At 67.8% G+C, this 24,692-nt stretch carries 26 protein-coding genes; 18 read left to right on the top strand and 8 right to left on the bottom strand.

Going from position 1 to position 24,692, the window contains the following annotated elements; genetic code table 11:
* The first annotated feature begins 97 nt into the window (after positions 1 to 97).
* Genes A5701_RS10310 through A5701_RS10320 form a run of 3 tightly spaced genes read left to right on the top strand, consistent with a single transcriptional unit; the run spans position 98 to position 1,272 of the window.
* Positions 98 to 598 (top strand): nucleoside deaminase, encoded by a 501-nt coding sequence (locus tag A5701_RS10310; protein WP_067752146.1) that lies wholly within the window; start codon positions 98 to 100, stop codon positions 596 to 598.
* A gap of 43 nt (positions 599 to 641) precedes the next feature.
* The gene (locus tag A5701_RS10315; protein WP_082950072.1) at positions 642 to 1,049 is read left to right on the top strand and encodes a metalloregulator ArsR/SmtB family transcription factor; all 408 of its coding nucleotides are present in this window, start codon (positions 642 to 644) and stop codon (positions 1,047 to 1,049) included.
* A 19-nt stretch (positions 1,050 to 1,068) separates the two neighbouring features.
* Positions 1,069 to 1,272, top strand: a complete 204-nt coding sequence (locus tag A5701_RS10320) for a zinc transporter Slc39a7 (protein WP_067752150.1) — start codon at positions 1,069 to 1,071, stop codon at positions 1,270 to 1,272.
* Between the two features lie 15 nt (positions 1,273 to 1,287).
* Here A5701_RS10320 and A5701_RS10325 read toward each other — a convergent pair whose 3' ends face one another.
* Entirely contained in the window at positions 1,288 to 2,316 is a 1,029-nt protein-coding gene (locus tag A5701_RS10325) for an oxygenase MpaB family protein (RefSeq protein WP_067752153.1), read from the bottom strand.
* A gap of 66 nt (positions 2,317 to 2,382) precedes the next feature.
* Between A5701_RS10325 and A5701_RS10330 the strand changes: the two genes are divergently transcribed.
* From A5701_RS10330 to phoU, 5 genes are all read left to right on the top strand, one after another.
* Complete coding sequence (locus A5701_RS10330; RefSeq protein WP_067752156.1) at positions 2,383 to 2,988, top strand: TetR/AcrR family transcriptional regulator; 606 nt, start codon at positions 2,383 to 2,385, stop codon at positions 2,986 to 2,988.
* A 173-nt stretch (positions 2,989 to 3,161) separates the two neighbouring features.
* A complete protein-coding gene (locus A5701_RS10335) occupies positions 3,162 to 4,184 on the top strand; it encodes an acyl-ACP desaturase (RefSeq protein WP_067752159.1) in 1,023 nt (340 codons plus the stop codon).
* A gap of 7 nt (positions 4,185 to 4,191) precedes the next feature.
* A complete protein-coding gene (dusB, locus tag A5701_RS10340) occupies positions 4,192 to 5,325 on the top strand; it encodes a tRNA dihydrouridine synthase DusB (RefSeq protein ID WP_067752162.1) in 1,134 nt (377 codons plus the stop codon).
* A gap of 220 nt (positions 5,326 to 5,545) precedes the next feature.
* Entirely contained in the window at positions 5,546 to 7,606 is a 2,061-nt protein-coding gene (locus A5701_RS10345) for an LCP family protein (RefSeq protein WP_067752165.1), read from the top strand.
* Between the two features lie 56 nt (positions 7,607 to 7,662).
* On the top strand, positions 7,663 to 8,331 hold the full coding sequence (gene phoU, locus A5701_RS10350) for a phosphate signaling complex protein PhoU (RefSeq protein ID WP_067752168.1): 669 nt from the start codon (positions 7,663 to 7,665) through the stop codon (positions 8,329 to 8,331).
* A 9-nt stretch (positions 8,332 to 8,340) separates the two neighbouring features.
* Here the strand turns inward: phoU and pstB are convergent, their stop codons facing one another.
* The 6 genes from pstB to A5701_RS10380 form a co-directional block, all read right to left on the bottom strand.
* Positions 8,341 to 9,117: a phosphate ABC transporter ATP-binding protein PstB gene (pstB, locus tag A5701_RS10355; protein WP_067752171.1), complete on the bottom strand. Its 777-nt coding sequence runs from the start codon at positions 9,115 to 9,117 to the stop codon at positions 8,341 to 8,343.
* 13 nt (positions 9,118 to 9,130) lie between these two features.
* Complete coding sequence (pstA, locus tag A5701_RS10360) at positions 9,131 to 10,045, bottom strand: phosphate ABC transporter permease PstA (protein ID WP_067752225.1); 915 nt, start codon at positions 10,043 to 10,045, stop codon at positions 9,131 to 9,133.
* Positions 10,042 to 11,073: a phosphate ABC transporter permease subunit PstC gene (gene pstC / locus A5701_RS10365; protein WP_369807406.1), complete on the bottom strand. Its 1,032-nt coding sequence runs from the start codon at positions 11,071 to 11,073 to the stop codon at positions 10,042 to 10,044. Before pstC ends, pstA begins: the two co-directional genes overlap by 4 nt.
* Before the next feature lie 48 nt (positions 11,074 to 11,121).
* Positions 11,122 to 12,249, bottom strand: a complete 1,128-nt coding sequence (gene pstS, locus A5701_RS10370; RefSeq protein ID WP_067752177.1) for a phosphate ABC transporter substrate-binding protein PstS — start codon at positions 12,247 to 12,249, stop codon at positions 11,122 to 11,124.
* A 162-nt stretch (positions 12,250 to 12,411) separates the two neighbouring features.
* Complete coding sequence (gene mshD / locus A5701_RS10375; protein WP_067752180.1) at positions 12,412 to 13,326, bottom strand: mycothiol synthase; 915 nt, start codon at positions 13,324 to 13,326, stop codon at positions 12,412 to 12,414.
* Entirely contained in the window at positions 13,323 to 14,099 is a 777-nt protein-coding gene (locus tag A5701_RS10380; RefSeq protein ID WP_067752184.1) for a response regulator transcription factor, read from the bottom strand. The genes mshD and A5701_RS10380 overlap by 4 nt, the downstream gene beginning before the upstream one ends.
* 176 nt (positions 14,100 to 14,275) lie before the next feature.
* Between A5701_RS10380 and lmeA the strand changes: the two genes are divergently transcribed.
* The 8 genes from lmeA (at position 14,276) to A5701_RS10415 (ending at position 22,064) form a co-directional block, all read left to right on the top strand.
* On the top strand, positions 14,276 to 15,088 hold the full coding sequence (gene lmeA, locus A5701_RS10385; protein WP_067752228.1) for a mannan chain length control protein LmeA: 813 nt from the start codon (positions 14,276 to 14,278) through the stop codon (positions 15,086 to 15,088).
* An 82-nt stretch (positions 15,089 to 15,170) separates the two neighbouring features.
* On the top strand, positions 15,171 to 15,260 hold the full coding sequence (locus tag A5701_RS29305; RefSeq protein WP_368730642.1) for an Ms5788A family Cys-rich leader peptide: 90 nt from the start codon (positions 15,171 to 15,173) through the stop codon (positions 15,258 to 15,260).
* Positions 15,261 to 15,368: 108 nt separating this feature from the next.
* The gene (locus tag A5701_RS10390) at positions 15,369 to 15,839 is read left to right on the top strand and encodes a DUF4395 domain-containing protein (RefSeq protein ID WP_067752187.1); all 471 of its coding nucleotides are present in this window, start codon (positions 15,369 to 15,371) and stop codon (positions 15,837 to 15,839) included.
* Between the two features lie 34 nt (positions 15,840 to 15,873).
* Positions 15,874 to 16,707 (top strand): sulfurtransferase, encoded by an 834-nt coding sequence (locus tag A5701_RS10395; RefSeq protein ID WP_067752190.1) that lies wholly within the window; start codon positions 15,874 to 15,876, stop codon positions 16,705 to 16,707.
* 1 nt (position 16,708) lies between these two features.
* Entirely contained in the window at positions 16,709 to 17,011 is a 303-nt protein-coding gene (locus A5701_RS10400) for a DUF1416 domain-containing protein (protein ID WP_067269500.1), read from the top strand.
* 145 nt (positions 17,012 to 17,156) lie between these two features.
* A complete protein-coding gene (locus A5701_RS10405) occupies positions 17,157 to 17,876 on the top strand; it encodes an FABP family protein (RefSeq protein ID WP_231975362.1) in 720 nt (239 codons plus the stop codon).
* A gap of 129 nt (positions 17,877 to 18,005) precedes the next feature.
* Positions 18,006 to 20,381: a hypothetical protein gene (locus tag A5701_RS10410; RefSeq protein ID WP_067752193.1), complete on the top strand. Its 2,376-nt coding sequence runs from the start codon at positions 18,006 to 18,008 to the stop codon at positions 20,379 to 20,381.
* 141 nt (positions 20,382 to 20,522) lie between these two features.
* On the top strand, positions 20,523 to 22,064 hold the full coding sequence (locus A5701_RS10415) for a sensor domain-containing protein (RefSeq protein ID WP_067752195.1): 1,542 nt from the start codon (positions 20,523 to 20,525) through the stop codon (positions 22,062 to 22,064).
* Between the two features lie 242 nt (positions 22,065 to 22,306).
* Here the strand turns inward: A5701_RS10415 and A5701_RS10420 are convergent, their stop codons facing one another.
* The gene (locus A5701_RS10420; protein ID WP_156670037.1) at positions 22,307 to 23,167 is read right to left on the bottom strand and encodes an aminodeoxychorismate lyase; all 861 of its coding nucleotides are present in this window, start codon (positions 23,165 to 23,167) and stop codon (positions 22,307 to 22,309) included.
* A gap of 96 nt (positions 23,168 to 23,263) precedes the next feature.
* Between A5701_RS10420 and A5701_RS10425 the strand changes: the two genes are divergently transcribed.
* Together A5701_RS10425 and A5701_RS10430 are read left to right on the top strand one after the other, a co-directional pair.
* Entirely contained in the window at positions 23,264 to 24,346 is a 1,083-nt protein-coding gene (locus A5701_RS10425; RefSeq protein ID WP_067752201.1) for a folate-binding protein YgfZ, read from the top strand.
* Between the two features lie 144 nt (positions 24,347 to 24,490).
* A complete protein-coding gene (locus A5701_RS10430) occupies positions 24,491 to 24,676 on the top strand; it encodes a DUF3073 domain-containing protein (protein WP_067752204.1) in 186 nt (61 codons plus the stop codon).
* The last annotated feature ends 16 nt before the right edge of the window (positions 24,677 to 24,692 follow it).

A 24,692-nucleotide genomic window follows, 5' to 3' on the forward strand; every position in this document is an offset into this window, starting at 1 on the left:
GGTGCGCGCCATCGTGCTCCCTCTCGCCCCCGAATTAAATAGACAATCTAGTCAGTATCGCAGGGCGGTTTGGCCCCGCGGGACTACCCTGCGACCTGTGACCGACTTCGCCCAGCGGACGATCGACCTGGCCCGCCGAAACGTCGCGGAGGGCGGCCGCCCGTTCGCCACCGTGATCGTCCAGGACGGCGAGGTGCTCGCAGAGAGCGCCAACAAAGTGGCGCAGACGAACGACCCGACGGCCCACGCCGAGATCCTGGCCATCCGTGAAGCGTGCACAAAGCTGGGCACCGAGCACTTGGTCGACAGCACGATCTATGTCATGGCGCATCCGTGCCCGATGTGCCTGGGGTCGCTGTACTACTGCTCACCGAAGGAAGTCGTCTTTCTGATCACGCGCGAGGCATACGAGGACTATTACCTCGACGACCGCAAGTACTTCGAGGTGTCCACCTTCTACGACGAATTCGCCAAGAGCTGGGATCAGCGGCGCCTGCCGATGCGCTACCAACCCGACGCGGGCGCGGTGGACGTCTACCGGTTCTGGAACGAGCGCAACGGCGGCCAGCGGCGGTCCACGGTGGTCCCATCACCCTGAGCGGCGCGCGGGGCAGCGGCGGCACCCCGGGTATTATCTGCGTATGCATGCAGATAGTGGCGCAGGCCGCTTACCCGAGGATCAGACGAGCCTGGTGGTCGAGGTCTTCCGGATGCTGGCCGACACCACCCGGGTGCAAGCGCTGTGGGCCCTGACCGAGCGCGAGATGTCGGTCAACGAACTCGCCGAGCACGTGGGCAAGCCGGCGCCGTCGGTCTCCCAGCACCTGGCCAAGCTGCGGATGGCGCGGCTGGTCCGCACCCGCCGCGAGGGAACGACGATCTTCTACAGCCTGGAGAACGACCACGTCCGGCAGCTCGTCACCGACGCCGTCTTCAACGCCGAACACGCCGGCCCGGGCGTGCCCGGTCATCACCGCAGAGACGGCGGCCTGAAGGCCGTCGGCGAAGCAGCGCAACCGTCGAACCGGCGGCGCGGCGGCACCAAGTGATTGATCCAAGGAGGCACCGATGACCGACCAGCACACCCACGACCAGCCCCACGCGCACGAGCATGGGCATGGCGACCTGACCCACGCGCACGCGCACACCGCGCACGAGCATGACCACGTCGAGCACGAGCACCACCACAGCCACACCGACGGCACCGAGCACAGCCATCAGCATGTGCACCAGGCCGGCGTCGAGGACGTTCACGGTCACACCCACGCCTAACGCGGGCGCCGGCGCTCAGGAGACGGGGCAGTAATGCTTCGGGTCGCCCCGCTCGGCCACCGGCGGGAGGTTGCGTGCCGGCGTCTGCGGCAGCGGCGCGTCGGCCGGGATGCGCCCGGAAGCACGGTCGAGGCCGGCGCGGGCCCGCGGGTGCTTGCGGTACCGGCGCGGCACGAACGCGAAGACCAGGCGCACCAGGTTGCCGAAGCGCCGGTGCAGCCACTCGTCGCGGTCGGACCACTCAAAGCCCAACCGTTCGCGAACGGCCGGGTGATACAAGCCCACCGTGAGCCAGACGAAGAACGGCCGCGACAGCCTGGTCAGGCCGCCCCACAGCCAGTCCGGGAGCCAGGGAGCGATCGGCAGCTTGTCATAGATGGTCAGATCGAGCACGGCCCGCGTCGCGTAATTGTCCTCTAATACGTTGCGGCACATGTGGTCCCAGTATTCCTGAAACTCTTCCCAGGTCTTGGGCACCGGGCGCATGCTCATGCCGTACATCCGGTACCACTGAATGTGTTCGTCGAAGAGCTGCCGCTTGTCGGCCTCCGTCAGACCGCCGCCGAACCGCTCCGCCACCAGAATCGTGCCCATGAAGAACGTGGAGTGTGCCCAATAGAAGACGTCGGGATTCAGCGCGTGATACCGGCGGCCTTGGTCGTCCACGCCCTTGATGTCGGTGTGGTAGTCGCGGACCTCGGCGCCCGTCGTCGGAGCGCGGTCGCCGTCGAAGACCACCCCGCCGATCGGATACAGCGACCGCATCACCCGCGGCAGGGGTTCGCGGAAGAACGTCGAGTGCTGCTCCACCGCGGCGCCCAACTGCGGGTGCATGTTCTGCATGGATCCCGCGAACGGGCCCTGCAGCATGCCGCGCCAATCACCGAAATACCGCCACGTCAGCGAGTCGGGCCCCAGCGGGACCGGTGGCGCCTCGTAGCCCAGGGGCGACACCGGGCAGCCGGCGGCCACGGCGGGTCCGCCCGATTCGTCGCAGGCGACGTCGCTGGTCAGCGGCCGGGGTCCGGACGTATGTTGGGTCACTATTGGATTCCTGTGGGTATCTGCAAATCTGACTACACGTGTTGTCAGTTCTAGCTTAGGAGCGATGTGCAGTCCGGTCAACGACGGGGCCGGTGGACCGGCGTCCCCCTGGGGGATCGCCTCACCCTCCGTCGCGACAACCTCATCGCCGCCGGCGTGCAATTGCTCGGCAGCGGCAGCCGGCCCGCGCTGACCGTGCGCGCGGTGTGCCGCGAGGCCGCCCTGACGGAGCGGTATTTCTACGAAAGCTTCTCGGACCGCGACGAATTCGTCCGCGCGGTCTACGACGACGTGTGTACGCGCGCGATGAACACGCTCACTTCGGCGAACACCCCGCGGGAAGCCGTCGAAAAGTTCGTCGAGCTGATGGTCGACGACCCGGTTCGCGGCCGGGTGCTGTTGCTGGCGCCGGCGGTCGAACCGATCCTGACCCGGTCTGGCGCGGAGTGGATGCCCAACTTCATCGAACTGCTGCAGCGCAAGCTGTCGCGGATCGGTGACCCGGTGCTGGAGAAGATGATCGCCACCAGCCTGGTCGGCGGCCTTTCGAGCCTGTTCACCGCGTACCTGAACGGGCAGCTCGGTGCAACGCGAAAACAATTCATCGACTACTGCGTCAACATGCTGTACATCACGGCCGCCCCGTACGTGCCCGCCCCCGACTTGGGCTAGTGCGACTGCCGGTTTATCGACTCCACCCCGGCGGCAACCCTTACGACCTGAGCTGAACGCCCCGGATGTGGGATCTAACCGTTACGCGGCGCGCGGCCAGGCAGCTTGATGCTACTGAGGTACACAGATATATTGACTGCTACCCGTCGACACAGATAACTGGAGGGGCCCCCATGTCAGCAGAGCTGACAAACCTACAGCTGCTGCACGAGCTCGAACCGGTGGTCGAGAAATGCCTCAACCGGCACGAGAGCATGCACAAGAACTGGAACCCGCACGACTACATCCCGTGGTCCGACGGGAAGAACTTCTACGCGCTGGGCGGGCAGGACTGGCACCCCGAGGAAAGCCAGCTCTCCGACCTCGCCCAGGTGGCGATGGTGCAGAACCTCATGACGGAAGACAACCTGCCGTCATACCACCGCGAGATCGCGATGAACTTCGGCTTGGACGGCGCCTGGGGCCAGTGGGTCAACCGGTGGACCGCCGAAGAAAACCGGCACGGCATCGCGCTGCGCGACTACCTGGTCGTGACCCGCGCCGTGGACCCCGTCGAGCTGGAGAAACTCCGCATCGAGGTGGTGAACCGGGGCTTCAGCCCGGGCCAGAACCAGCAGGTGCGGGCCGACCTGTTCGCCGAGAGCCTGTTCGACTCGGTCATCTACGTGACCTTCCAGGAGCTGGCGACCCGGATTTCACACCGCAACACCGGCAAGGCCTGCAACGAGACCATCGCCGACCAGTTGCTGCAGAAGATCTCCGCCGACGAGAACCTGCACATGATCTTCTACCGCGACGTCAGCGAGGCCGGGTTCGAGATTGCGCCCAATCAGGCAATGAAAGAGCTGCACAAGGTGCTGCGCAACTTCCAGATGCCCGGCTACCAGGTCCCCGAGTTCCGGCGCAAGGCCGTCTTCATCGCCGTCGGCGGCGTCTACGACCCGCGCATCCACCTCGACGACGTCGTCATGCCCGTCCTGAAGAAATGGCGCATCTTCGAGCGCGAGGACTTCACCGGCGAGGCGGCGGCGATGCGCGACGACCTCGCCTTGCTGATCAAGGAACTCGAGCAGGCCTGCGACAAGTTCGAGATCTCGAAGCAGCGCCAGCTCGAGCGTGAAGCCCGCACCGGCAAGAAGACCACCGCGTTCGAGCTGCACCAGACCGCCGGCAAGCTGGCAATGAGCCGCCGGTAACCCAGCGTTGCGCATCGGTCCCATCACGCTCGCCAGCCCGGTGGTGCTGGCCCCGATGGCGGGCGTGACCAACGTCGCATTCCGAACGCTGTGTCGTGAGCTCGAGCGGTCGAAGGCCGGCACCGTCAGCGGGCTCTACGTCTGCGAGATGGTGACGGCGCGCGCCCTCGTCGAGCGCCACCCGGTCACCATGCACATGACCACGTTCGCTCCCGATGAGTCGCCACGCTCGTTGCAGCTCTACACGGTCGACCCGGCGACCACGTACGACGCCGCCCGAATGATCGTCGACGAGGGCCTGGCCGACCATATCGACATGAATTTCGGCTGTCCGGTGCCCAAGGTGACCAAACGCGGCGGCGGCGCCGCGCTGCCGTACAAGCGGCGGCTGTTCGGCCAGATCGTCGCGGCGGCCGTGCGTGCCGCCGAGGGTTCCGGGGTGCCGGTGACCGTCAAGTTCCGCGTCGGCATCGACGACGAGCATCACACGCACCTCGACGCCGGCCGCATCGCCGAGACCGAGGGCGCCGCCGCCGTCGCGCTGCACGCCCGCACGGCGGCGCAGCGCTACTCCGGCACCGCCGACTGGGAACAGATCGCGCTGCTCAAGCAGCACGTGACGACGATTCCGGTGTTGGGTAACGGCGACATTTACGACGCCAGCGACGCGCTGGCGATGATGGCCAAAACCGGCTGCGACGGCGTCGTCATCGGCCGCGGCTGCTTGGGTCGCCCCTGGCTTTTCGCCGAACTCTCGGCCGCGTTCACCGGGAGCCCGGCCCCCACCCCGCCCACGTTGGGTGAAGTCGCCGACATCGTCCGCCGACACGGGCGGCTGCTGGCCGCGCACTTCGGCGAGGACAAGGGCATGCGCGACATCCGCAAGCACATCGGGTGGTACCTGCACGGCTTTCCGGCCGGCTCGGGGCTGCGCCGGGCGCTGGCGATGGTCAAGACGCTCGACGAACTCGATTCTCTGCTAAGCCAATTGGACGGCACGGTCCCCTTCCCGGACGCGGCGAGCGGCCCCCGGGGCCGGCAGGGGTCACCCGCCCGCGTGGCGCTGCCCGAAGGCTGGCTGACGGACCCCGACGACTGCACCGTGCCGGCCGGCGCCGACGTGATGCACTCCGGCGGCTGATCGACCGCTCGAAATCGCGTCCGGACCGATAACTCAGTACGATGTGGACCTTGCTGCATGGCGCGTTCTGGCGGATCGGTAACGCACCGCCGTCGGAGCGCGACAAAGGAGTGCCACCCACGGGTGGCACGAGCCGCAGCGCCGAGAATGCCGAGCGCTGGGACGGCATTGCGCACGGACACGCTGACATCCGCATCAGAGCTTCGGAGGCCGGTAGGACATGAGTGACGCCGAGGACGCCACTCGCGACGCTCGGCGGGCCGCGCTGGGCGCCGCCCCGTGGGAGCGGTTCTCCGAGCCCCCGTCCGACTACAGCCTGCACCTATGGCAGACCGGCGCCGCCGTCGAGACCGTCCAGCCGTCCGCAGCCGACGACGAAGGATCCGGGTCACACACCGGCGGGGGGCTCAGCGTCGCCGACCTGATCGCGAAGCTGGGCGCCCCGTCGACCGGCCGGTCCACGCACCGCCACGCCGAACCGGAGCCCGAACCCGAACTCGAACTCGAACCGGAGCCCGAACCCGGGCCCGCCGAGGCCGAATCGGACCTCCCGGTCGAGTTGCAGCAGACGCAGGTTATCGAGGACCTCGCCTACTCGCTCGACGTAATCTCGGAGCTTCCCGACCTCGAGGCCGGCGACGGCCGAAACGGCGACGGGCCGCCAGCCGAGGGAACTCCCGACGATCACGCGCCTAAACCGCGCCGCCGCCACCGCCCGATGCTGCTGGCCGCTCGCTCGGTGGCGGCGCTGTTTGCCGTGCTGGCCGTGGCGTTGACCGGCGGGGCGTGGCAGTGGAGCACGTCCAAGAACGCCCGGCTCAACACCGTCAGCGCGCTCGACCAGGGGTCGGATGACATTCGCGACCGCAACGGGCAATACGGCGACGAAGACTTCTTGATCGTCGGCATGGACTCGCGCGCCGGCGAGAACGCCAACATGGGCGCCGGTGACACCGAAGACGCCGGGGGCGCGCGATCGGACACGGTGATGCTGGTCAACATTCCGGCCAACCGCAAACGGGTGGTGGCGGTGTCGTTCCCCCGCGACCTGGCGATCACCCCGATGCAATGCGAGGCATGGAACCCAGACACGGGCAAGTACGGGCCCCTTTACGACGCGAAGACCAAGACCTGGGGCCCGAAAATGGTTTACACGGAGACCAAACTGAACTCGGCATTCGCCTTCGGCGGCCCGAAATGTCTGGTCAAAGAGATCCAGAAATTGTCCGGGTTGAGCATCAACCGCTTCATCGCCGTGGACTTCGCCGGGTTCGCCAAGATGGTCGACGCCCTGGGCGGCGTGGAGGTGTGCTCGAAATCCGCGTTGCACGACTATGAGCTGGGCACGGTGCTCGATCACGGCGGCCGCCAAGTCCTCGACGGCCCGACCGCCCTGAATTACGTGCGGGCCCGCCAGGTCACCACCGAAACCAACGGGGACTACGGCCGGATCAAACGCCAGCAGCTGTTCCTGTCGTCGCTGCTGCGCTCGCTGATCTCCGAGGACACCCTGCTCGACCTCAACAAGCTCAACAACGTCGTCAACATGTTCATCAGCGACACCGTCGTCGACAACGTGCAGTCGAAGGACCTGATCCAGCTCGGTCAGTCGTTGCAGGGGATGGCGGCCGGGCACGTCACCTTCGTCACGGTGCCGACCGGCGTGACCGACCAGAACGGCGACGAACCGCCGCGCATGGGCGACATGCGGGCGCTGTTCGACGCCATCATCAACGACGATCCGCTGCCCGAGGAAAACGACCAGAACGCAAAGAATTTGGGAACATCCGACGACAAGTCCGGTCAGACGAAGGCGCCCGCCCCCAAGCAAACGCCGGCCCCCACCGCGGCCCCGGAGGCCCGGCACGAGCAGGTGACCACGACCACGCCGGGCGACGTCACGGTGCGGGTGTCCAACGCGACGACGCAGAGTGGCCTGGCCGCCACGGCCACCAGCCAGCTCAAGCGCAATGGCTTCAACGTGATGACGCCGGACGATTATCCGAGCTCGATCAACACGACGACGGTGTTGTTCTCGGCCGGCAACGAGCAGGCCGCGGCGACCGTCGCGTCGTCGTTCGCCAACGCGAGGGTTCAGCGCGTTTCCGGCTACGGGCAGGTCGTTCAGGTGGTGCTCGGACCCGACTTCAAGTCGGTCGCCACCCCGCAGCCGAGCGGATCATCGATCAGCCTGCAGATCGAACGCGGCTCCGGCAGCGCACCGGCCAAGCTCCCCGAGGACCTGACCGTCACCAACGCTGCCGATACCACCTGCGAGTAAGCGCTTTTGGGCGCTCCGCCGCCCGTTTTCGGCCCCGAGAACGTAGGCTTGGCGGTATGCGGACCGCCTACCACGAGCAGCTCTCGGAGTTATCCGAGCAGCTCGGCGAGATGTGCGGGCTGGCGGGTATCGCGATGGAGCGAGCCACCCAAGCCCTGTTGCAGGCCGACCTGGTGCTGGCCGAACAAGTGATCTCCGACCACGAAAAGATCGCCACGCTGAGCGCTCGCGCCGAGGAGAGCGCCTTCGTGCTGCTGGCCTTGCAGGCACCGGTCGCCGGTGACCTGCGGTCCATCGTGAGCGCGATCCAGATGGTGGCCGACATCGACCGGATGGGCGCGCTGGCCCTGCACGTCGCAAAGATCGCCCGCCGCAGGCACCCCCAGCACGCGCTCCCCGAAGAGGTCAACGGCTACTTCGCCGAAATGGGCCGGGTCGCAGTCGAATTGGGCAACAGCGCGCAAGAGGTGGTGATGTCCCGCGATCCGGAGAAGGCCGCCCGGATTCGCGAAGAGGACGACGCGATGGACGATCTGCACCGCCACCTGTTCTCGGTGCTGATGGACCGCGAATGGAAGTACGGGGTGGCGGCCGCGGTCGATGTCACCCTGCTGGGCCGGTTCTACGAGCGCTTCGCCGACCACGCCGTCGAAGTGGCCAGGCGCGTCATCTTTCAGGCGACCGGAAAGCTCCCCGAAGAGGAGACGAAACCGGCCTCGCAATAGGCGGCCGGATCAGCCGAAGCGGCCGGAGATGTAATCCTCCGTCGCCTTCTGGCTGGGGTTGGAGAAGATCTTCTCGGTGTCGTCGACCTCGATCAACCGCCCCGGCTTGCCGACGGCCTCCAGGTTGAAGAACGCGGTGTAGTCGCTGACCCGCGCGGCCTGCTGCATGTTGTGGGTGACGATGACGATGGTGTAGTCCTGCTTGAGCTCGCTGATCAGTTCCTCGATGGCCATCGTCGAAATCGGGTCCAGCGCGGAGCACGGCTCGTCCATGAGCAGCACGTCTGGCTGCACGGCGATCGCCCGCGCGATACACAAGCGCTGTTGCTGCCCGCCGGACAACCCTCCGCCCGGCCTGTCCAACCGGTCCTTGACCTCATCCCACAGGTTCGCCCCGCGCAGCGAGTACTCGGCCGTCTCGTCGAGCACCTTGCGATTGCGCACACCCTGCAGCTTCAAACCCGCCACCACGTTGTCACGAATCGACATGGCGGGGAACGGGTTCGGCCGCTGAAACACCATTCCGATCGCCCGGCGCACGCCGACCGGGTCGACTCCGGCGCCGTAGATGTCCTCGTCGTCGAGGAGCACGTTGCCCTCAACGCGCCCGCCGGGGACCACCTCATGCATCCGGTTGAGCGTGCGCAGCACCGTCGTCTTGCCGCAACCCGACGGGCCGATGAACGCCGTGACGCTGCGCGGCAGGATCGACAGCGTCACATCCGCGACCGCGTGAAACGAACCGTAGTAGATGTTGACGGCTTTGAGGTCCAACCGTTTGGCCACTGACTGCTCCTACCTATGACTTCTTGGTGCCGAGCAATTTCGTTATCACTCGGGCCCCGACATTGATTGTGGCGATCACCAGGATGAGGGTTAGGGCGGCACCCCACAACCGATCCGTGGGGACCGGGCTCACGCCCGCGCCGGCGCTGGTCTGGTTGTACATCATGCCGGGTAGCGTCCCCATGAAGCCACTGAAGATGTCGAAGTTCATAGACTGCGCGTAGCCGACCAAGATCAGCAGCGGCGCCGTCTCGCCCATCACCCGGGCCGTCGCCAGCATGATGCCGGTGATGATGCCGGACAGCCCGGTGGGGATCACCACCCGCAGGATCGTCTTCCACTTCGGTACGCCGAGCGCATAGCTGGCCTCGCGCAGATCCACCGGGACGATTCGCAGCATCTCCTCGGTGGCTCGCACGATCACCGGGAGCATCAACAGGACCAGGGCCAACGACACCGCGAACTCGGAGCGGGGCATGCCCAGCGTGGCAACGAACAGGGCGTAGACGAACAAAGCCGCCACGATCGAGGGCACTCCGCTCAGGATGTCGACCATGAACGTGGCCAGCCTGCCCAGCGCGGTGCCGCCGCCGTATTCGGTCAGGTAGATCGCGAGCATGATGCCGACCGGGATGGAGATGACCGCACATACCAATCCCTGCAACAGCGTGCCCACGATCGCGTGGTAGGCGCCGCCGCCGGCCACGAAGGCGGTCATGCCCGCTTGCGAGTGCGTCCACCAAACGGTCGATGCAATCGCCCTGGACCCCTTGGCGACCACCGAGTACAGCACCAGCAGCAGGGGTGTCACCGCGATCACCATCGACAGCGAAACCAGTGCCAGCGCAACGTGATCCGCGGCCCGTCGGCGCCGGCTCGGCCGCGAGAACGTGCGCGGCTTCAGCGGGCGGTCCAGCATCGAGGTCATCGGGCGCCCCATCGGGTACCGGCCGCGGCGCCACGCGCCAGGGCGTCGACGAGGAACGTGAGCACGAAAAGCGCCAGTCCCGCGGCGATGTACGCGCCGGCCTTGTATTGGTCGTTGAATTGGGCGGCGGTGCCCGCAATCTTGGTCGCGACGGTAGAGCCCCCGTCGAACAGTGACCAGCCGAACATTGCCTGGGTGCCGCGCAGGATGATCAGCAGCGCGACCGTCTCCCCCAGGGCGCGGCCCAGCCCCAGCACCGCCGCGCTGATGTAGCCCGACCACCCGAACGGCAGCACGATCGTCTTCACCACTTCCCAGCGGGTGGCGCCGAGCGCCAGCATGGCCTCGATCTGCTCATGCGGTGTCTGGACGAACACCTCGCGGGTGACGGCGGTGATGATCGGCAGGATCATCACCGCCAGGACGATGCCGCCGGTGAAGATGGTGCCGCCACCGGCCACCGACGTGTTGCCGTCGGCGAACAAAAAGCACCAACCAAGCGATCGGTTGAGCCAGGTGGCGACGGGTCGCAACTGCGGCGCCAGGACGTAGAGGCCCCACGCGCCGTAGATGATGGAGGGAACCCCGGCCAGCAGATCGACGGCATAGGCCAACGGGCTGGCCGTGCGCCGCGACGAGTACTGCGTGATGAAGATGGCGACGCCCAGCGCGACCGGCATGGCGAGCAGCAACGCGAACGCCGACACGAACACGGTGACCTTCAGCAGATCGGAGATGCCGAAGTGCATCGCCGAGGTGTCGGTGGTGACCCAGTTGCCGTCGTAGGTGAAGAAGTTCTCCCGGTTGCGCTTCAACGCCGGTATCGCGCGCAGCAGCAGGAATCCGCCGATCGCGCCGATCACCACCACGATCAGCAGGCCCGAACCGTTGGCGAGCCAGCGGAACACCCGATCCCCGACGTGTGGGCGGGTCTGTCCCCACGGGTTGATCGGAATCAGCGGCGCCTCGGGGAACGGCGCGGCCACGGTCGCGCCCGAGCCGGCGTCGGTGGGGTTTGGCGTGGTCACCGTGATCCCGGCACAGTTCTGTCGCTCCTTACGCCCGGGGCCACTCGGTCACTGCAGGGCGTTGATCGCGGCAACCAGCCGCTCTTTGACCTTATCGGGCAGCGGAACATAGCCGGCCGAGGGAAGGTCGGCCTGCCCGCTGCCGGCGGCCACCGTGAGGAACGACCTGATGGCCCCTGAGGTGTCCGCGTCGGAGCCCTTCGAGCAGACGATCTCGTACGTCGCCAGAACCAGCGGGTAGGACCGCGGGTCCTGGGAGCTGTACATCGCATTCAGGTCGAGCACCAGGTCGTTGCCGGCGCCGACGAAATTGGCCGCCCGCACGGCGTTCCCGGCGGTCTCGTTGGTGAGCGGGATGACGCCACCCTTGTTGGTGCCGATTTGGGCGTAGGGCAGGCCGGCCTGGTCGGCGAAGCCCTTCTCGACGTAACCGATCGCGCCCGGGGTGGCCCGCACCGCCTGCACGACACCGGCCGACTTGGTGGCCCCCTCGCCGACCCCGCCCTGGAACTCGGTGCCCACGCCCTTGGTCCAGCTCTGCGGTGCGGCGGCCGTCAGAAACTTCTGCACGTTGTCGGTGGTTCCCGACGAGTCCGTCCGGTAGATCGGCGTGATCTTGGTGTCGGGCAGTGCGACGCCGGGATTGAGGGCGGCCAGGATCGGGTCGTTCCACGCCATGATCCGCCCGCTGAAGATCTTGGCCAGCGCGTCGCTGCTGACCACCAACCCGGGCACCCCGGCGAGGTTGTAGACCAGGGCGATCGGCCCGAACACCAGCGGCAGGTCCCAGGCCGGGTTTCCATCGCAGCGCGCGGAGGCCGGACCGATCTGGTCCGCGGCGAGCGGGGAATCGGCGCCCGCGAAGTCGACATGGCCGGCGATGAACTGCTCGCGCCCGGCGCCGGAACCGGTCGGGTTGTACGACACGCTCTTGCCCGGGCAGTACTGCCCCCAGACCTGGTTGAACAGCGCCATCGCGTTCTGTTGTGCCGTCGAACCCTCCGCCGTCAGCTTGTTCTTACCGCTGCACCCCGCAGTGCCCGTGGGCCCGGACGCGGCCGCGGGCGACGCCCCGCGGCGGTTCTGATCGCTGCCACAGCCGGTCAGCGCGCCGCTGCCTACGGCCACCGCCACGACCAGCGCGGCCAGCGCCCTGCCTCCCCTGTCGAGCCTCACCGATCTCGCTTCCTGACGCGTTGTCGTGCCCGCGTGCCGCCGGCCGTCTCCCATGAGGTTGCCAGGTCGTCGCGAAATTATGCTCCGCCGCAGCCCACGGCTACTTGTCACTAGCAAGCGCAGGTGAACAACCGGGGGCAAGAGCCCGCCTCCCGCCCGTGGTCAGTCGGCCGAGGCGACCGCGTAGGCGGTGTCCACGCTGTAGGTGGTGAAACCCAGGCGCTGGTAGGTGCGCACCGCGGCGCGGTTGTCGGACTCCACGTAGAGCAGCACGGTCGGATCTGCCGCACCGGCCAGCCGGTGCGCCAACGACTCGATGCCGATGGCCGTCAGCATCTGACCCATGCCCCGGCCCTGCGCGGCCGGATCGACGCCTACCACGTAGACCTCGCCCAAGCCGGGCTGATCGGGGTGCACCTTGGTCCAGTGGAAGCCCAGCAGCTTGCCCGCCTGTTTGGTATCGGAGTCGTCGAACGCCAGGAACAGACCGGCCGGGTCGAACCACGGTTCGTCGCGCCGCTCGGCCAGCTGGGCTTCGGTCCAGCCGCCCTGTTCGGGGTGGTCGGCGAAGGCGGCGTTGTTGACGCGCAGCAGCTCGGCGTCGTCGGAGGTGCCCGCGTAGGTGCGGACCCGCACCCCGGCCACGGGGCGCACCAAGTCATGGATGTCGCGCAGCGTGCGTCGCATCTGCAGCAGCTCGCGGACCGCAACCAGACCGAGCGCGGCCGCGGTGGCGCGGGCGGGCTCGAGCGTGCCGTGCGCCCAGAACCGGTTGCTTGCGGCGGTCTCGGCCAACGCCGCCCGCGCCAGCGCGGTCCCGAAACCTTGTCTGCGGGCGCGGGGGTGGACCACCAGTTCCGCCATCGCCGCTTCTGGGTCGCGCGACAGATTGAGGTAGCCGACGACCCCGTCGGGCCCGGTGGTCAGCAGGTGCCCGGTGCGGTCGTGCGGCAATTCGCGCAGCACTTGTTCACCGACGGGCGCGACTCCGTCGAATTCGGTTGCGGCCGTGATGAGTTCGCGTATCTGCCGTTGTTCGTCAGCGGTCAGCGTCGGGCGCCAGGCGGGCGCGGTCACTGACTGCGCAACGGGTCGCCCAGCGGCTGTTGCAAATCCTCGGAGTCGGACTCGATGTCGTCGGCGGGTTCGTCCTCCGCCGAGTCCGCGATCGGCGCGCGTCCTCGTGCCGGCCGGACGGCCTTGTAGCCGACGTTGCGAACGGTCCCGATCAACGCCTCGTATTCGGGGCCGAGCTTGGCGCGCAGGCGACGCACGTGCACGTCGACGGTGCGGGTGCCGCCGAAGAAGTCGTATCCCCACACTTCGTGCAACAGCTGCGCGCGGGTGAAGACGCGTCCCGCGTGCTGCGCCAGGTATTTGAGCAGCTCGAACTCTTTGTAGGTCAGATCGAGTGGGCGGCCCCGCAACCTCGCGGTGTAGGTGCCCTCGTCGATCACCAGCTCGCCCAGGCTCACCTTGCCGGCACTTTCCTGGTCGGCCAGCCCGCCACGGCGACCCACAACCAGCCGCAGCCGGGCATCGATCTCGGCGGGCCCGGTGCTCGGCAGCAGGATCTCGTCCAGCCCCCAGTCCGCGCTGACCGCCACCAGGCCGCCTTCGCTCACAATGGCCAGGACGGGGACCGAACGGCCGGCGGTGCTCAGCAGACGGCAGAGTCCGCGCGCCGACGACAGGTCGGTGCGCGCATCCACCAGTACGGCGTCCGCTGTCCCGGCCTCGAGCAACGAGGACGGTTCCGCAGGCGCCGTCCGGACGGCGTGGGGAAGCAACGACAACGACGGCAGGACCGGGTCGGGATGCAGCTCCGAGGTCAGCAGTAATAGCTCCAACTAGCCCCTCCAACTCGGGAGAACGGCATCTTCACAATTCGCAACGCAACGACGCGTTAGTTGCCAGGTCATCTAACGATAACTTGCCACCTGCCACTTTGGTGCGGCGACGACGCAGTGTGAGCGCCGCCACCCGGGTGGTCCGCGACAGCTCGGGCTCAGGGTTACGCGACAATGTGCGGGTGCGCAAGGTGGCGGTGGCGGTGGCGGGCGTGGCGATCGCCGTGGCCGTGGTGGTGGCCGGGGCAGTCGCCGTGGACTACGGGAGCAGCATCTACGCCGAATACCGGCTGTCGTGCAGCGTGCGCAAAGCGGCCCATTTGCGGTCCGACCCGTTCGTCGCGATCGTGGCGTTTCCGTTCATCCCGCAGGCGATGCGCGACCACTACAACCAGCTGGAGATCAAGGCCAACGCCGTCGACCACGCGACGGTCGGCAAGGCCACCCTCGAAGCCACGATGTACTCGGTCGACCTGAGCCACGCGTCGTGGCTGATCGGGCCCGATGCCAAGCTGCCGGTGGGCAAACTGGAGAGCCGCGTCATCATCGACTCGACGCACCTGGGCCGGTACCTGGGCATCAGCGATCTGATGGTCGAGGCGCCCCCCAAGGAAACCAACACCGCCACCGGTGGCGTCACCGCGTCGGGCATCTCCGACAGCCACGGTGTGGTGTTCAGCGGCACCCCGCACTCGGCCGACTTCGAACACCGGGTCAGCGTCTCGGTGGACCTGTCCATCGCCCCGGACGACCAGGCGACGCTGGTGATCACCCCGACCGGCGTTCTGACCGGCGCGGACACCGCGGATCAACCGGTTCCGGATGACAAGCGGGATGCGGTGCTGCGGGCCTTCACGACCCGGGTGCCCAACCAGCGGCTTCCCTTCGGGGTGGCACCCAAGACCGAGGGGGCGCGCGGCTCCGACGTGATCATCGAGGGCATCGGCTACGGGGTCACCGTCAGCCTGGACGGCTTCAAGCAGTCGTGACCCGGTCATCGCCGGGGCGCGCGGGGTGAGCGGCACCCGCCGCAAATTTGATCGCCGTCGGTCATTCGGTAAGCTTGCCGACGTGCTAGCCCGCCTTGAGCCCCTGCTCACCCAACGCCGCGCAGTCGATCTGTGCCGCACCGCGGGCTGTTGCTGTCGCTGTAGCTGCTGAGTCGCCGCGCGCTTTCGCGTAAGCACTCGGAGCAACCCCGGAACGTTACCGAGGCCCGTCTCCCGTCGTTCGTTCCCATAAGCAACAGGCGTATCCAGGAGTAGTACCGTGCCGAGCAGCAACACCACCACCCAGCCAGACGTCGTCGACGTGCGGGGTCCCAGGTTCGCCGCCTGGGTCACGACCGCAGTCCTGGTGATCACCCTCGCCTTCTCCGCCGTCAGTCCGCTGGCGGCGGCGGCGATTCTCGGCGTCCAAGCGATCATCTTCGCCATCGGAGCCGTCGGCGGCCCGCGCAAGCACCCGTACGGGCGGATCTTCGCTCGCTTCGTGGCGCCCCGGCTCGGGCCCGTCGGGGAACGCGAACCGGTGGCACCGCTGAAGTTCGCCCAACTCGTCGGCCTGGTCTTCGCGGTCGTCGGCGTCGTCGCGTTCGCCGCGGGCGCCTTCGTGGTCGGCGTCATCGCCACCGCCGCGGCGCTGACCGCCGCCTTCCTGAATGCGGCCTTCGGCATCTGCCTGGGCTGCCAGCTCTACCCGCTGGTGGCGCGCTTCCGAGGCGCCGCGCGCACGGCATGACCCGTTCATAGAAAGCGATCGAAAGGATCACCGCATGGCACGCTCCGACGTCCTGGTCTCCGCGGACTGGGCCGAGAGCAATCTCGACGCCGCCGGCGTCGTCTTCATTGAAGTCGACGAGGACACCAGCGCATACGACACCGGCCACATCCCCGGTGCGATCAGGCTCGACTGGCGTTCCGACTTGCAGGACCCCGTCAAGCGCGACTTCGTCGACGCGCAGCAGTTTTCGAAGCTGCTCAGCGAACGTGGCGTCGCCAACGACGACACCGTGATCCTCTACGGCGGCAATAACAACTGGTTCGCCGCCTACGCCTACTGGTATTTCAAGCTGTACGGGCACGCCGACGTCAAGCTGCTCGACGGCGGCCGCAAGAAGTGGGAGCTCGACGGGCGCGCGCTGTCCAGCGACACCGTCAGCAGGCCGGCCACCTCGTACACCGCGGCCGCGCCGGACAACAGCATCCGCGCGTTCCGCGACGAGGTCATCGCGGCCATCAACACCAAGAACCTGGTCGACGTGCGTTCGCCCGACGAGTTCTCGGGCAAGATCCTGGCGCCGGCGCATCTGCCGCAGGAGCAGAGCCAGCGGCCCGGCCACATCCCCGGGGCGATCAACGTGCCGTGGAGCAAGGCGGCCAACGAGGACGGCACGTTCAGGTCCGACGACGAATTGGCCAAGCTCTACGCCGACGCCGGCCTGGACGGCTCCAAGGAAACGATCGCGTATTGCCGGATCGGCGAGCGGTCTTCGCATACCTGGTTCGTGCTCCGGGAATTACTCGGCCACAAAAACGTCAAGAACTACGACGGAAGTTGGACGGAATACGGCTCCCTGGTGGGTGCCCCGATCGAGTTGGGAAGCTGATATGTGCTCTGCCCCGAAACAAGGAGTGACGTTGCCCGCCAGCGTCGACTTGGAGAAGGAAACGGTGATCACCGGCCGCGTCGTGGACAGCGATGGCCAGGCGGTGGGCGGCGCCTTCGTCCGCCTGCTCGACTCGTCTGACGAGTTCACCGCCGAGGTCGTCGCGTCGGCAACGGGTGACTTCCGGTTCTTCGCGGCGCCGGGGTCCTGGACGCTGCGCGCGCTGTCGGCCTCCGGCAACGGGAACGCCGTGGTGAGTCCGTCGGGCGCCGGCATCCACGAGGTGGACGTCAAGATCGCCTGAGACCCCGGCTGCCCTGACCGGGATCGCGCGGGGCGAATAGACTTGTCCCCGTGGTGCTCTTCTTCGAGATCATGCTGGTCGTGGCCGTCGTGGTGATCTCATGGTTCGCGCTGTACACGCTGTACCGGCTCATCACCGACGAATCGTGACTCGCGCGGACGACGATCCGGTGGGGGTACCTTCCGCTAGCGACGGTGAGGAGTGGCGGACGACTTCTGACGAACCACTGGGTTCTGCGAGCTCCGGCGATCGCGCGGTGGCTGCCGCCGCTGAGCGCGCCAAGCTGACCGCCGGCCGCAACATTCCCGCCTTCGACGATCTGCCGCTTCCCGCCGACACCGCCAACTTGCGTGAAGGCGCCAACCTGAACGACGCCCTGCTGGCGCTGTTGCCGCTGGTGGGTGTGTGGCGCGGGCACGGCGAGGGCCGCGCACACGACGGGGATTACCGGTTCGGCCAGCAGATCGTGGTTTCGCACGACGGCGGCGACTACCTGAATTGGGAATCCCGCTCGTGGCGGCTCAGCGAGGCGGGCGACTACCAGGAGCGCGGCCTGCGGGAGACCGGGTTCTGGCGTTTCGTCAGCGATCCCGACGATCCCAGCGAATCCCAGGCGATCGAGTTACTGCTGGCCCATTCGGCCGGCTATGTGGAGCTGTTCTACGGCCGACCGCGCAATCAGTCGTCGTGGGAGCTGGTGACCGACGCACTTGCCCGCAGCCGGTCGGGCGTCCTGGTCGGTGGCGCCAAACGGCTCTACGGCATCGTCGAGGGCGGCGACCTGGCCTACGTCGAGGAGCGGGTGGACGCAGACGGCGGCCTGGTGCCGCACCTTTCCGCCCGGCTCTCCCGCTACGCGGGATAACCGCCGACCCGTTGCCCGCGTGGGCAACTCGGCGATGTGCGCGGGCCCGGAATCATTGCCTTCGGCCGATCTTTTGCGTGTACTGTTCGACGTCCGAACAGCCGATACCGCGCGAAGGGAGATCGGCGGATGCCCCCCACCAGGACACCCTCGCCCATCTTGCGTTGGGGCGTAACCGCGGTCGGGCTGCTCCTCATCGTCTATTTGGCCGTATTGGACCTGCAGCCCGGGATCATCGACGCGCTGCCCCCGGCCCTGGCGTGGTTCGGCAGGCCCGGATCGATGCCGACGCTGGCGATCGTGGTGACCGTGCTGATCGCCGCGTCGGTGCTGACCTTCCGGTCCGGCGGAAGCCATCGGATGGTGGGGGTTTCGTTCACCCTGATCGCAGGCCTGGTCCCGATGACGGCGGTCCTGGGCCTCACGTCCTACTGGGGTTGTCACGACGCCAACCATCCGGCCTTGTTCACCCCGCTGATGGCGACGGCCAGCCTGGTCAAGGGCGGCACCGGTGACTTCTCGGTGGGCGGGCGAACCTGTCCGAACCCGACACCGGTCGGCCTGGAGCTGGCCCGAATCGCGGCGCTGTCGGCGATCTTCACCGGGTTGGGCGGCGTCGTCGTCGGGGTCTTCCGGTCCCAGGTGGACCGGCTGCGGGCGAACCTGGCCGATTCCGTCACGGCCGTCGTCGGGGTCGACGCGGACACGCAGTCGATGATCAGCGCGGTCGCCCGGACGCTGGACCGGCGCGGCACGCTGGTCGTCCTCACCGGCGCCAGCGACGACCGGGTGCAGCGGGCCCGCAGGCAGGGCGCGCGGGTGGTCCTGGTGGACTTCAACAACCCCGCCACGCTGGTGTCGTTGCGGCTGTGGCGCAACCTATCCCGGCTGTATCTGATGGCGCCCGACCCGGCGATCAACCTGCTGTGGCTGGACCTGATCAGCCGCCGGCTCGACGAGGTCGCCCGCAAACGGCGGTTGCCGCTGATCGTGCGGATGGACGATCCCTGGCTGGCCCAGGCCTGGCGGGCCCAGCAGTTCGGCGGGTCGGACACCCGATGGGCCGCCGACGTGGTCGGGAAGTACGAGGTGACCGCGGGCAGGCTGCTCGACGGCATTATCGCGAGCGGGCGAACGAAACGCGTATTCATTTGCGGTACTTCGCAATTGACGCTGGCTCTGTGCGCGGACCTGACACAGCGCGCCCTGGAACGCGACTTCTACACCCCGCCCGGCGCGGTCCCGTTGCCCGCGCTCACGCTGGTCGAAAAAGACGCCGGCGAGTATTTGGCGGATCACGAGTTCCACCGGCGGCAGGCCGGATTCGCCTCGGAGGGACCGGCGATCGACGCAACCGCGGAGACACCGACCGTTCCCACCATGCTGAAGCTGATCGGCGACGCCGACCCCGCGACCAGTGCCGTGATCTTCGTCGACTCCCACGCCGCGACGACCGCCGCGAGGCTGGCGGCCCGCTTCCCCGACATGCCCATCTACGCCTCGGACCTGAACACCAGCATCAGCGACGACTCGATCCAGGTGGTGGGGCGGCTGCAGTCCTACTCGCTGGTCCTGGACACCCAGGAGGGCCAGGTACAGGACGCCTGGGAGCGCGCGGCGAGGTTGATCCACGAGCGCTACGTCTCAACGATCGACCCGGACGCGCCGCGATCCCCGGCCGCGATGCCGTGGGCCGAGCTCAACGAGTTCTACCGCGGGTCCAACCGGCGTCAGGTGCGCAACGCGCTGTGGATGGTGGAGCAGATCGCGGGGCACACCTGGAACACCTGGGGCAGCCCGCCCGCGCAGCTGTCCGGCCACGAGATGGCGGACCTGCCGCCCTTGGAACAACTCGCGCTCATGGGCTTCGACCACGATTCGGCAATGAGCATGGCCCGCGCCGAGCATGAGGATTGGTGCCGCTACTACCGCCGCAACGGCTGGAAATACGGTTCGCCGCGCGACGATTCGCGCAAGATCCACGACAAGCTGGTCGACTGGTCGGCGGTCGAAAGCAACCCGGCCCTACTCAACGCCGCCGTCCGCAGCCTGGCGGGCACGTTATGGAGCCTGCGGCAGTTGGGCTTCCGGTCGCGGCCGCTCTGGCAATCGTTCACAAGGGTCGGAACGGTGGCCGCCGAACAACGAAGCGCCCCATGGACATGGACGTCGGATTCGGGACACATCATGCGCGCCGACGCCGGCGACTGGGCCGTCCAGGGGGACGGCAAGGTGTGGTCGGTGCGCGACGACATCTTCAAGGACACCTACGAGCCCGCCGGCGAGGGGCGCTGGCGGCGAAAAGGTCGCGTCCAAGCGCGCCCCGCCTACCCGGGCGAGACCATAAACACCTTGGAGGGTCCCACAACCGCGGCGGAGGGCGACTGGGTAGTCCGCGGATCCACCGGTGAACAGTGGCCGGTTCCCGGAGACGAATTCGCCCGCCGCTATGCCGAATTCCACCCGCCGGAGGAGGCTTCCGCGGTGGACGGCGGGCACGGCTGAGTTTTGGGCTGCGCGCGCAAATGGCCACGAATTTGCGCCGTCCGATACGCCCGGACACTGATACGGTATCGGCGCATGCGTAATAGCCGCACGCGCCGATACCGCCCCTTCGTTTGCTACGCCCCTACGTAGGAGACCGCGATGCCGCTGTTCATCAGCTACTCGAGCCAGGACAGGGCGACGGTCGACGCCCTGACGACCGCGCTTCGGCGCGGCCAACAACAGGTTTGGTTCGACCAAGAACTCGGCGGCGGTGACTCCTGGTGGAACAAGATCCTCGAGCAGATCCGCTCGTGTGACGTGTTCATCGTGGCGCTGTCCAACAACTGGCTGCAGTCCAAGCCCAGTCAGGCCGAGTTGCGGTACGCCAGGGCGCTCAATCGGCCGATCCTTCCGGTTCGGATCGGCGACATCGACAGCATGCGGGTGAATCCCCTTGCCGCGTTGCAGATCATCGACTACCGCGAACCGACCGTCGACGCCGGGATTCAACTCGTGACTGCGGTACACGCGCTGCAAGGCAAGCCGGTGCCGCTGCCCGATCCGCTGCCCGAAGAGCCGCCGGTGCCGTTCGGGTACATCACCCGGTTGGGTAACACCCTCGCCGAAAAGGAGCTCAGCCCGCAGCAGCAGACCCAACTTCTGATCGAGCTGAGGCAGGGACTCGACGAGGACGGGGATGACCCCAGCGCGCGCGGCGACATCGCCCAGCTGTTGCGCATGCTGCGCCTGCGCCACGACGTCACTTACCGGACCCGCACCGAAATCGACAACGTGCTGGCCGAGATCGAGGCCAAGGGCGGTTCGCCGACGACCGCGGCCGCGGGCAAGTCGCAGGCACCGGCGGCGGCCGCAGCGCCGGCCGCCGCGACGCCGGCCGCCGGCCCGTCCGCCGGCCCGTCCGCCGGAACCGCGGCGCCGCAGCCGGCGGCCGGATCCAATAAGCGGCTGCTCATCATCGGCGGCGCCGCCGCCGCGGTGATCGCGGTGATCGCGATCGTCGTCGTGTTCGCCACGCAGGGCGGCAAGACCAAGCCCGCCCCGAAGGCCGGCACCGGTGGGACGTCGGCTCAGACCGCCGCCAACCCCGCGCCGAATGACCCCAATTCCGGGAACGCCTCGAAGCTGGACGCCTACCTCCTCGGCGCCGCCGATGTCGGCGCCGTCATCGGCGACCCGAATTTGGTGGTCTCGGAGAAGGCCGCGCAACTGCGTAACTTCAGGCCGACGCTGTCCAACCCGGATTGCAAGGGCGAATTCGAACCCATCGAAGAATCGTCCTACAAGGACGCGGACGGCTACACCGGGGTAAGCGCTCAAGCCGTACACAGCCCCGGCGAGACCCAGGCTCACCGCGTCTACGAAGCTGTCGTCCAGTTCTCCTCGCCGGACAAGGCGACCGCGTTCGTGCAGGCTTCGGCGGACAGGTGGAAGGCGTGCTCCGGGCAATCGATCACGTTGACTTACAACGGCAAGACCAGCGAATGGAAGTTCGGTGAGGTCACCGGGGCCGTGCCGAAGATCTTCCAGGAGCGGACGCAGGCGGACGGAACCCGCATCTGCCATCACGCGCTGCACGCGGCGTCCAGTGTGGTCGTGGACCTCTTGCTGTGCGGCCCCGACGCCGAGACGGGTCAGGCGGGCAAGCTCGCCGGGCAGATTGCCGCGAAGGTGAGCCAGTAACGGCTCCAGACATGGAGCGGCCCCCGAGCAAGGCTCCTGGTTGGACAGACCGGAAGCTCGGGGGCCGGGTGGCTGCGGGGAATTCGCTAGCGCGCGTATGCCGCCAGCTCTTCGCAAGCCACTGCTGCTAGCGCGCAGCCACCTCACATGTCCATGAAGCTATCAATTTCGCGGACCACCTCCCTTCTTGTGTACGGCCGACCGTACCCGCGATTCCGCAAGCCGACAACACAATTCAGCGCTTAGCGATCGCTGACGATCGCCGAGTCGACCAATGCGGCGAACTCGGCGGCCAACGGCGACCGAAGCAACGGGCGGCCGTCGAGCGTATGCACGCGGGCGGCCAAGGTCATGCTCGACACCAACCAGATCCCTTGCGCGGCATGGAGATCAGCGGGACGCAGGGACCGATAGTCGCAGTCGTACCCTTTGGCCCTGGCCACCTCGAAAAGGGCCTGCTGCGTGGTGCCGCGCAGAATCGGATACCACGGCGGCGGCGTCAGCAGGCACAGGTCCCCACCGGATCCGGTCGCGATCACCACCGTCGAGCGCGGGCCTTCCAGGATGTAGCCGTCCGAGCTGACGAAGATCACGTCGCCGGCGCCTTGCCGGGCGGCATGACGCAGGGCGGCCATGTTGACCGCGTAGGACAGGGTCTTGGCGCCGGCGAGCAGCCATGGCATCGCGTCGGCACCGGCCGCGGGCAGTCCGCGGTCCAGCATCACCGCGGCCAAGCCCTCGCGCCGCACCGCGGTGACTCGTTCGGGAACCGCGTTGACCATCACGTAGGTGGTCGGGGCGGTTCCACTCTCCCGGCCTCGGGTGTAGATCAGGCGCATCGCCCCTTCGTCGGCGGTGGCGGCCACCCACTCACTGCTGGCCGCATCGATCGCAGCGCGCCAGCTGGGCAGGTCGGGTTCGGGCAGGTCCATCAGCCTCGCCGATTGGGTCAGCCGCTGCAGATGCGACTCGACCAGACAGGGCCTGCCGTCGCGGACCAACAGCGTCTCGAAGACGCCGTCGCCGCGAACCGCCGCCAGGTCGTCGGCGTGCAGCAGCGGGGCATCCGGCGGATGTATCGCGCCGTCCAGCGTGACGATCACACCCGTCTGGCCTGCCATGGAGGTAAAGCCTAGCCGTGAACGTGAGGCTGCCCGCACGCTCGGCGCACCGGGCATCAAGGTCCGTAGAGTTGACGTGTGTCCGCAGTACCCGCACCAGATGCCGGCCCCGACGCGGGCGCCGTCTGGCATTACGGCGATCCCCTCGGCGAGCAGCGCGCGGCCGAGACCGGCGCGGTCGTCGTGGACCGCTCGCACCGCGCGGTGCTCACGCTGACCGGCGGCGATCGCCAGAAGTGGCTCCACAGCATCTCCACCCAGCACGTCAGCGAGCTGCCCGAGGGCGCCAGCACGCAAAACCTCAGCCTGGACGGGCAGGGCCGCGTCGAGGACCACTGGATCCAGACCGAACTCGGGGGCACCACCTACCTGGACACCGAGCCGTGGCGGGGTGAGCCGCTGCTGAATTACCTGCGCAAGATGGTCTTCTGGTCCGATGTGAGCCCGGCCGCCGCCGACATGGCGGTGCTCTCACTGCTCGGGCCGCGGCTGGCCGACCGGGCGGTGCTAGACGTGCTGGGGCTGGACCCCCTGCCCGCCGAGCTGACGGCGGTCCCGGTCTCCGGAGGTGGGTTCGTGCGCAGGATGGCGGGCGCCCCGGCCGGCCAGATCGAACTGGATTTGGTGGTCCCGCGCGGCGAATCGGCTGGCTGGCAGCAACGCCTCGTGCAGGCGGGGCTGCGGCCGGCGGGGGTTTGGGCCTACGAGGCGCACCGCGTGGCGGCGCTGCGCCCGCGACTGGGCGTCGACACCGATGAGCGCACGATTCCGCACGAGGTGGAGTGGGTCGGTGCTGCGGTCCACCTCGACAAGGGCTGCTACCGGGGGCAGGAGACCGTCGCGCGGGTGCACAACCTCGGGAAACCGCCCCGGATGCTGGTGTTGTTGCACCTCGACGGTTCGGTGGAGCGGCCGGCCACGGGAGATCCGGTGCTCGCCGGCGGGCGCACCGTCGGCCGCCTGGGGACCGTGGTGGATCACGTGGACCTCGGGCCCGTAGCCCTCGCGCTGCTCAAGCGCGGGGTGCCGGCCGATACCGAACTTGCGACCGGCGCCCAGTCCTCGGTGGCGGCGGTCATCGACGCCGATTCGCTGCCGGCAACGGAACACATCGGCGCGGGACGGCTCGCCGTTGAACGGTTGCGGGGCGGTGCGAGATAATCCTCGATGAAGTGCGCCACAGCGGCAGGGGGCACCGACGCCCGACCGTAAGGCACGGTAAACTGTCGGCAGGACAATAACGACACCAGGAGATCGGAGCCGCCTGATTCGGGCCGCTCCGTTATTGCGCGAGGGGGTTCCCCCATGGGCCGCGGCCGGGCTAAGGCAAAGCAGACCAAGGTTGCTCGAGAACTCAAATACAGTTCCCCGCAAACCGACTTCACGCGGCTTCAGCGCGAGTTGTCAGGAACGGGTGCCGACGATTCCACAGAGCTGGAGGACGACGGCGTCGGCGACTCCTGGGAAGACAGCGACGACTGGCGCCGCTAGAACTGACGTCGCTGCG

Origin of the sequence: Mycobacterium sp. E3305, from assembly GCF_001666785.1 — a bacterium.
Lineage (GTDB): Bacteria > Actinomycetota > Actinomycetes > Mycobacteriales > Mycobacteriaceae > Mycobacterium.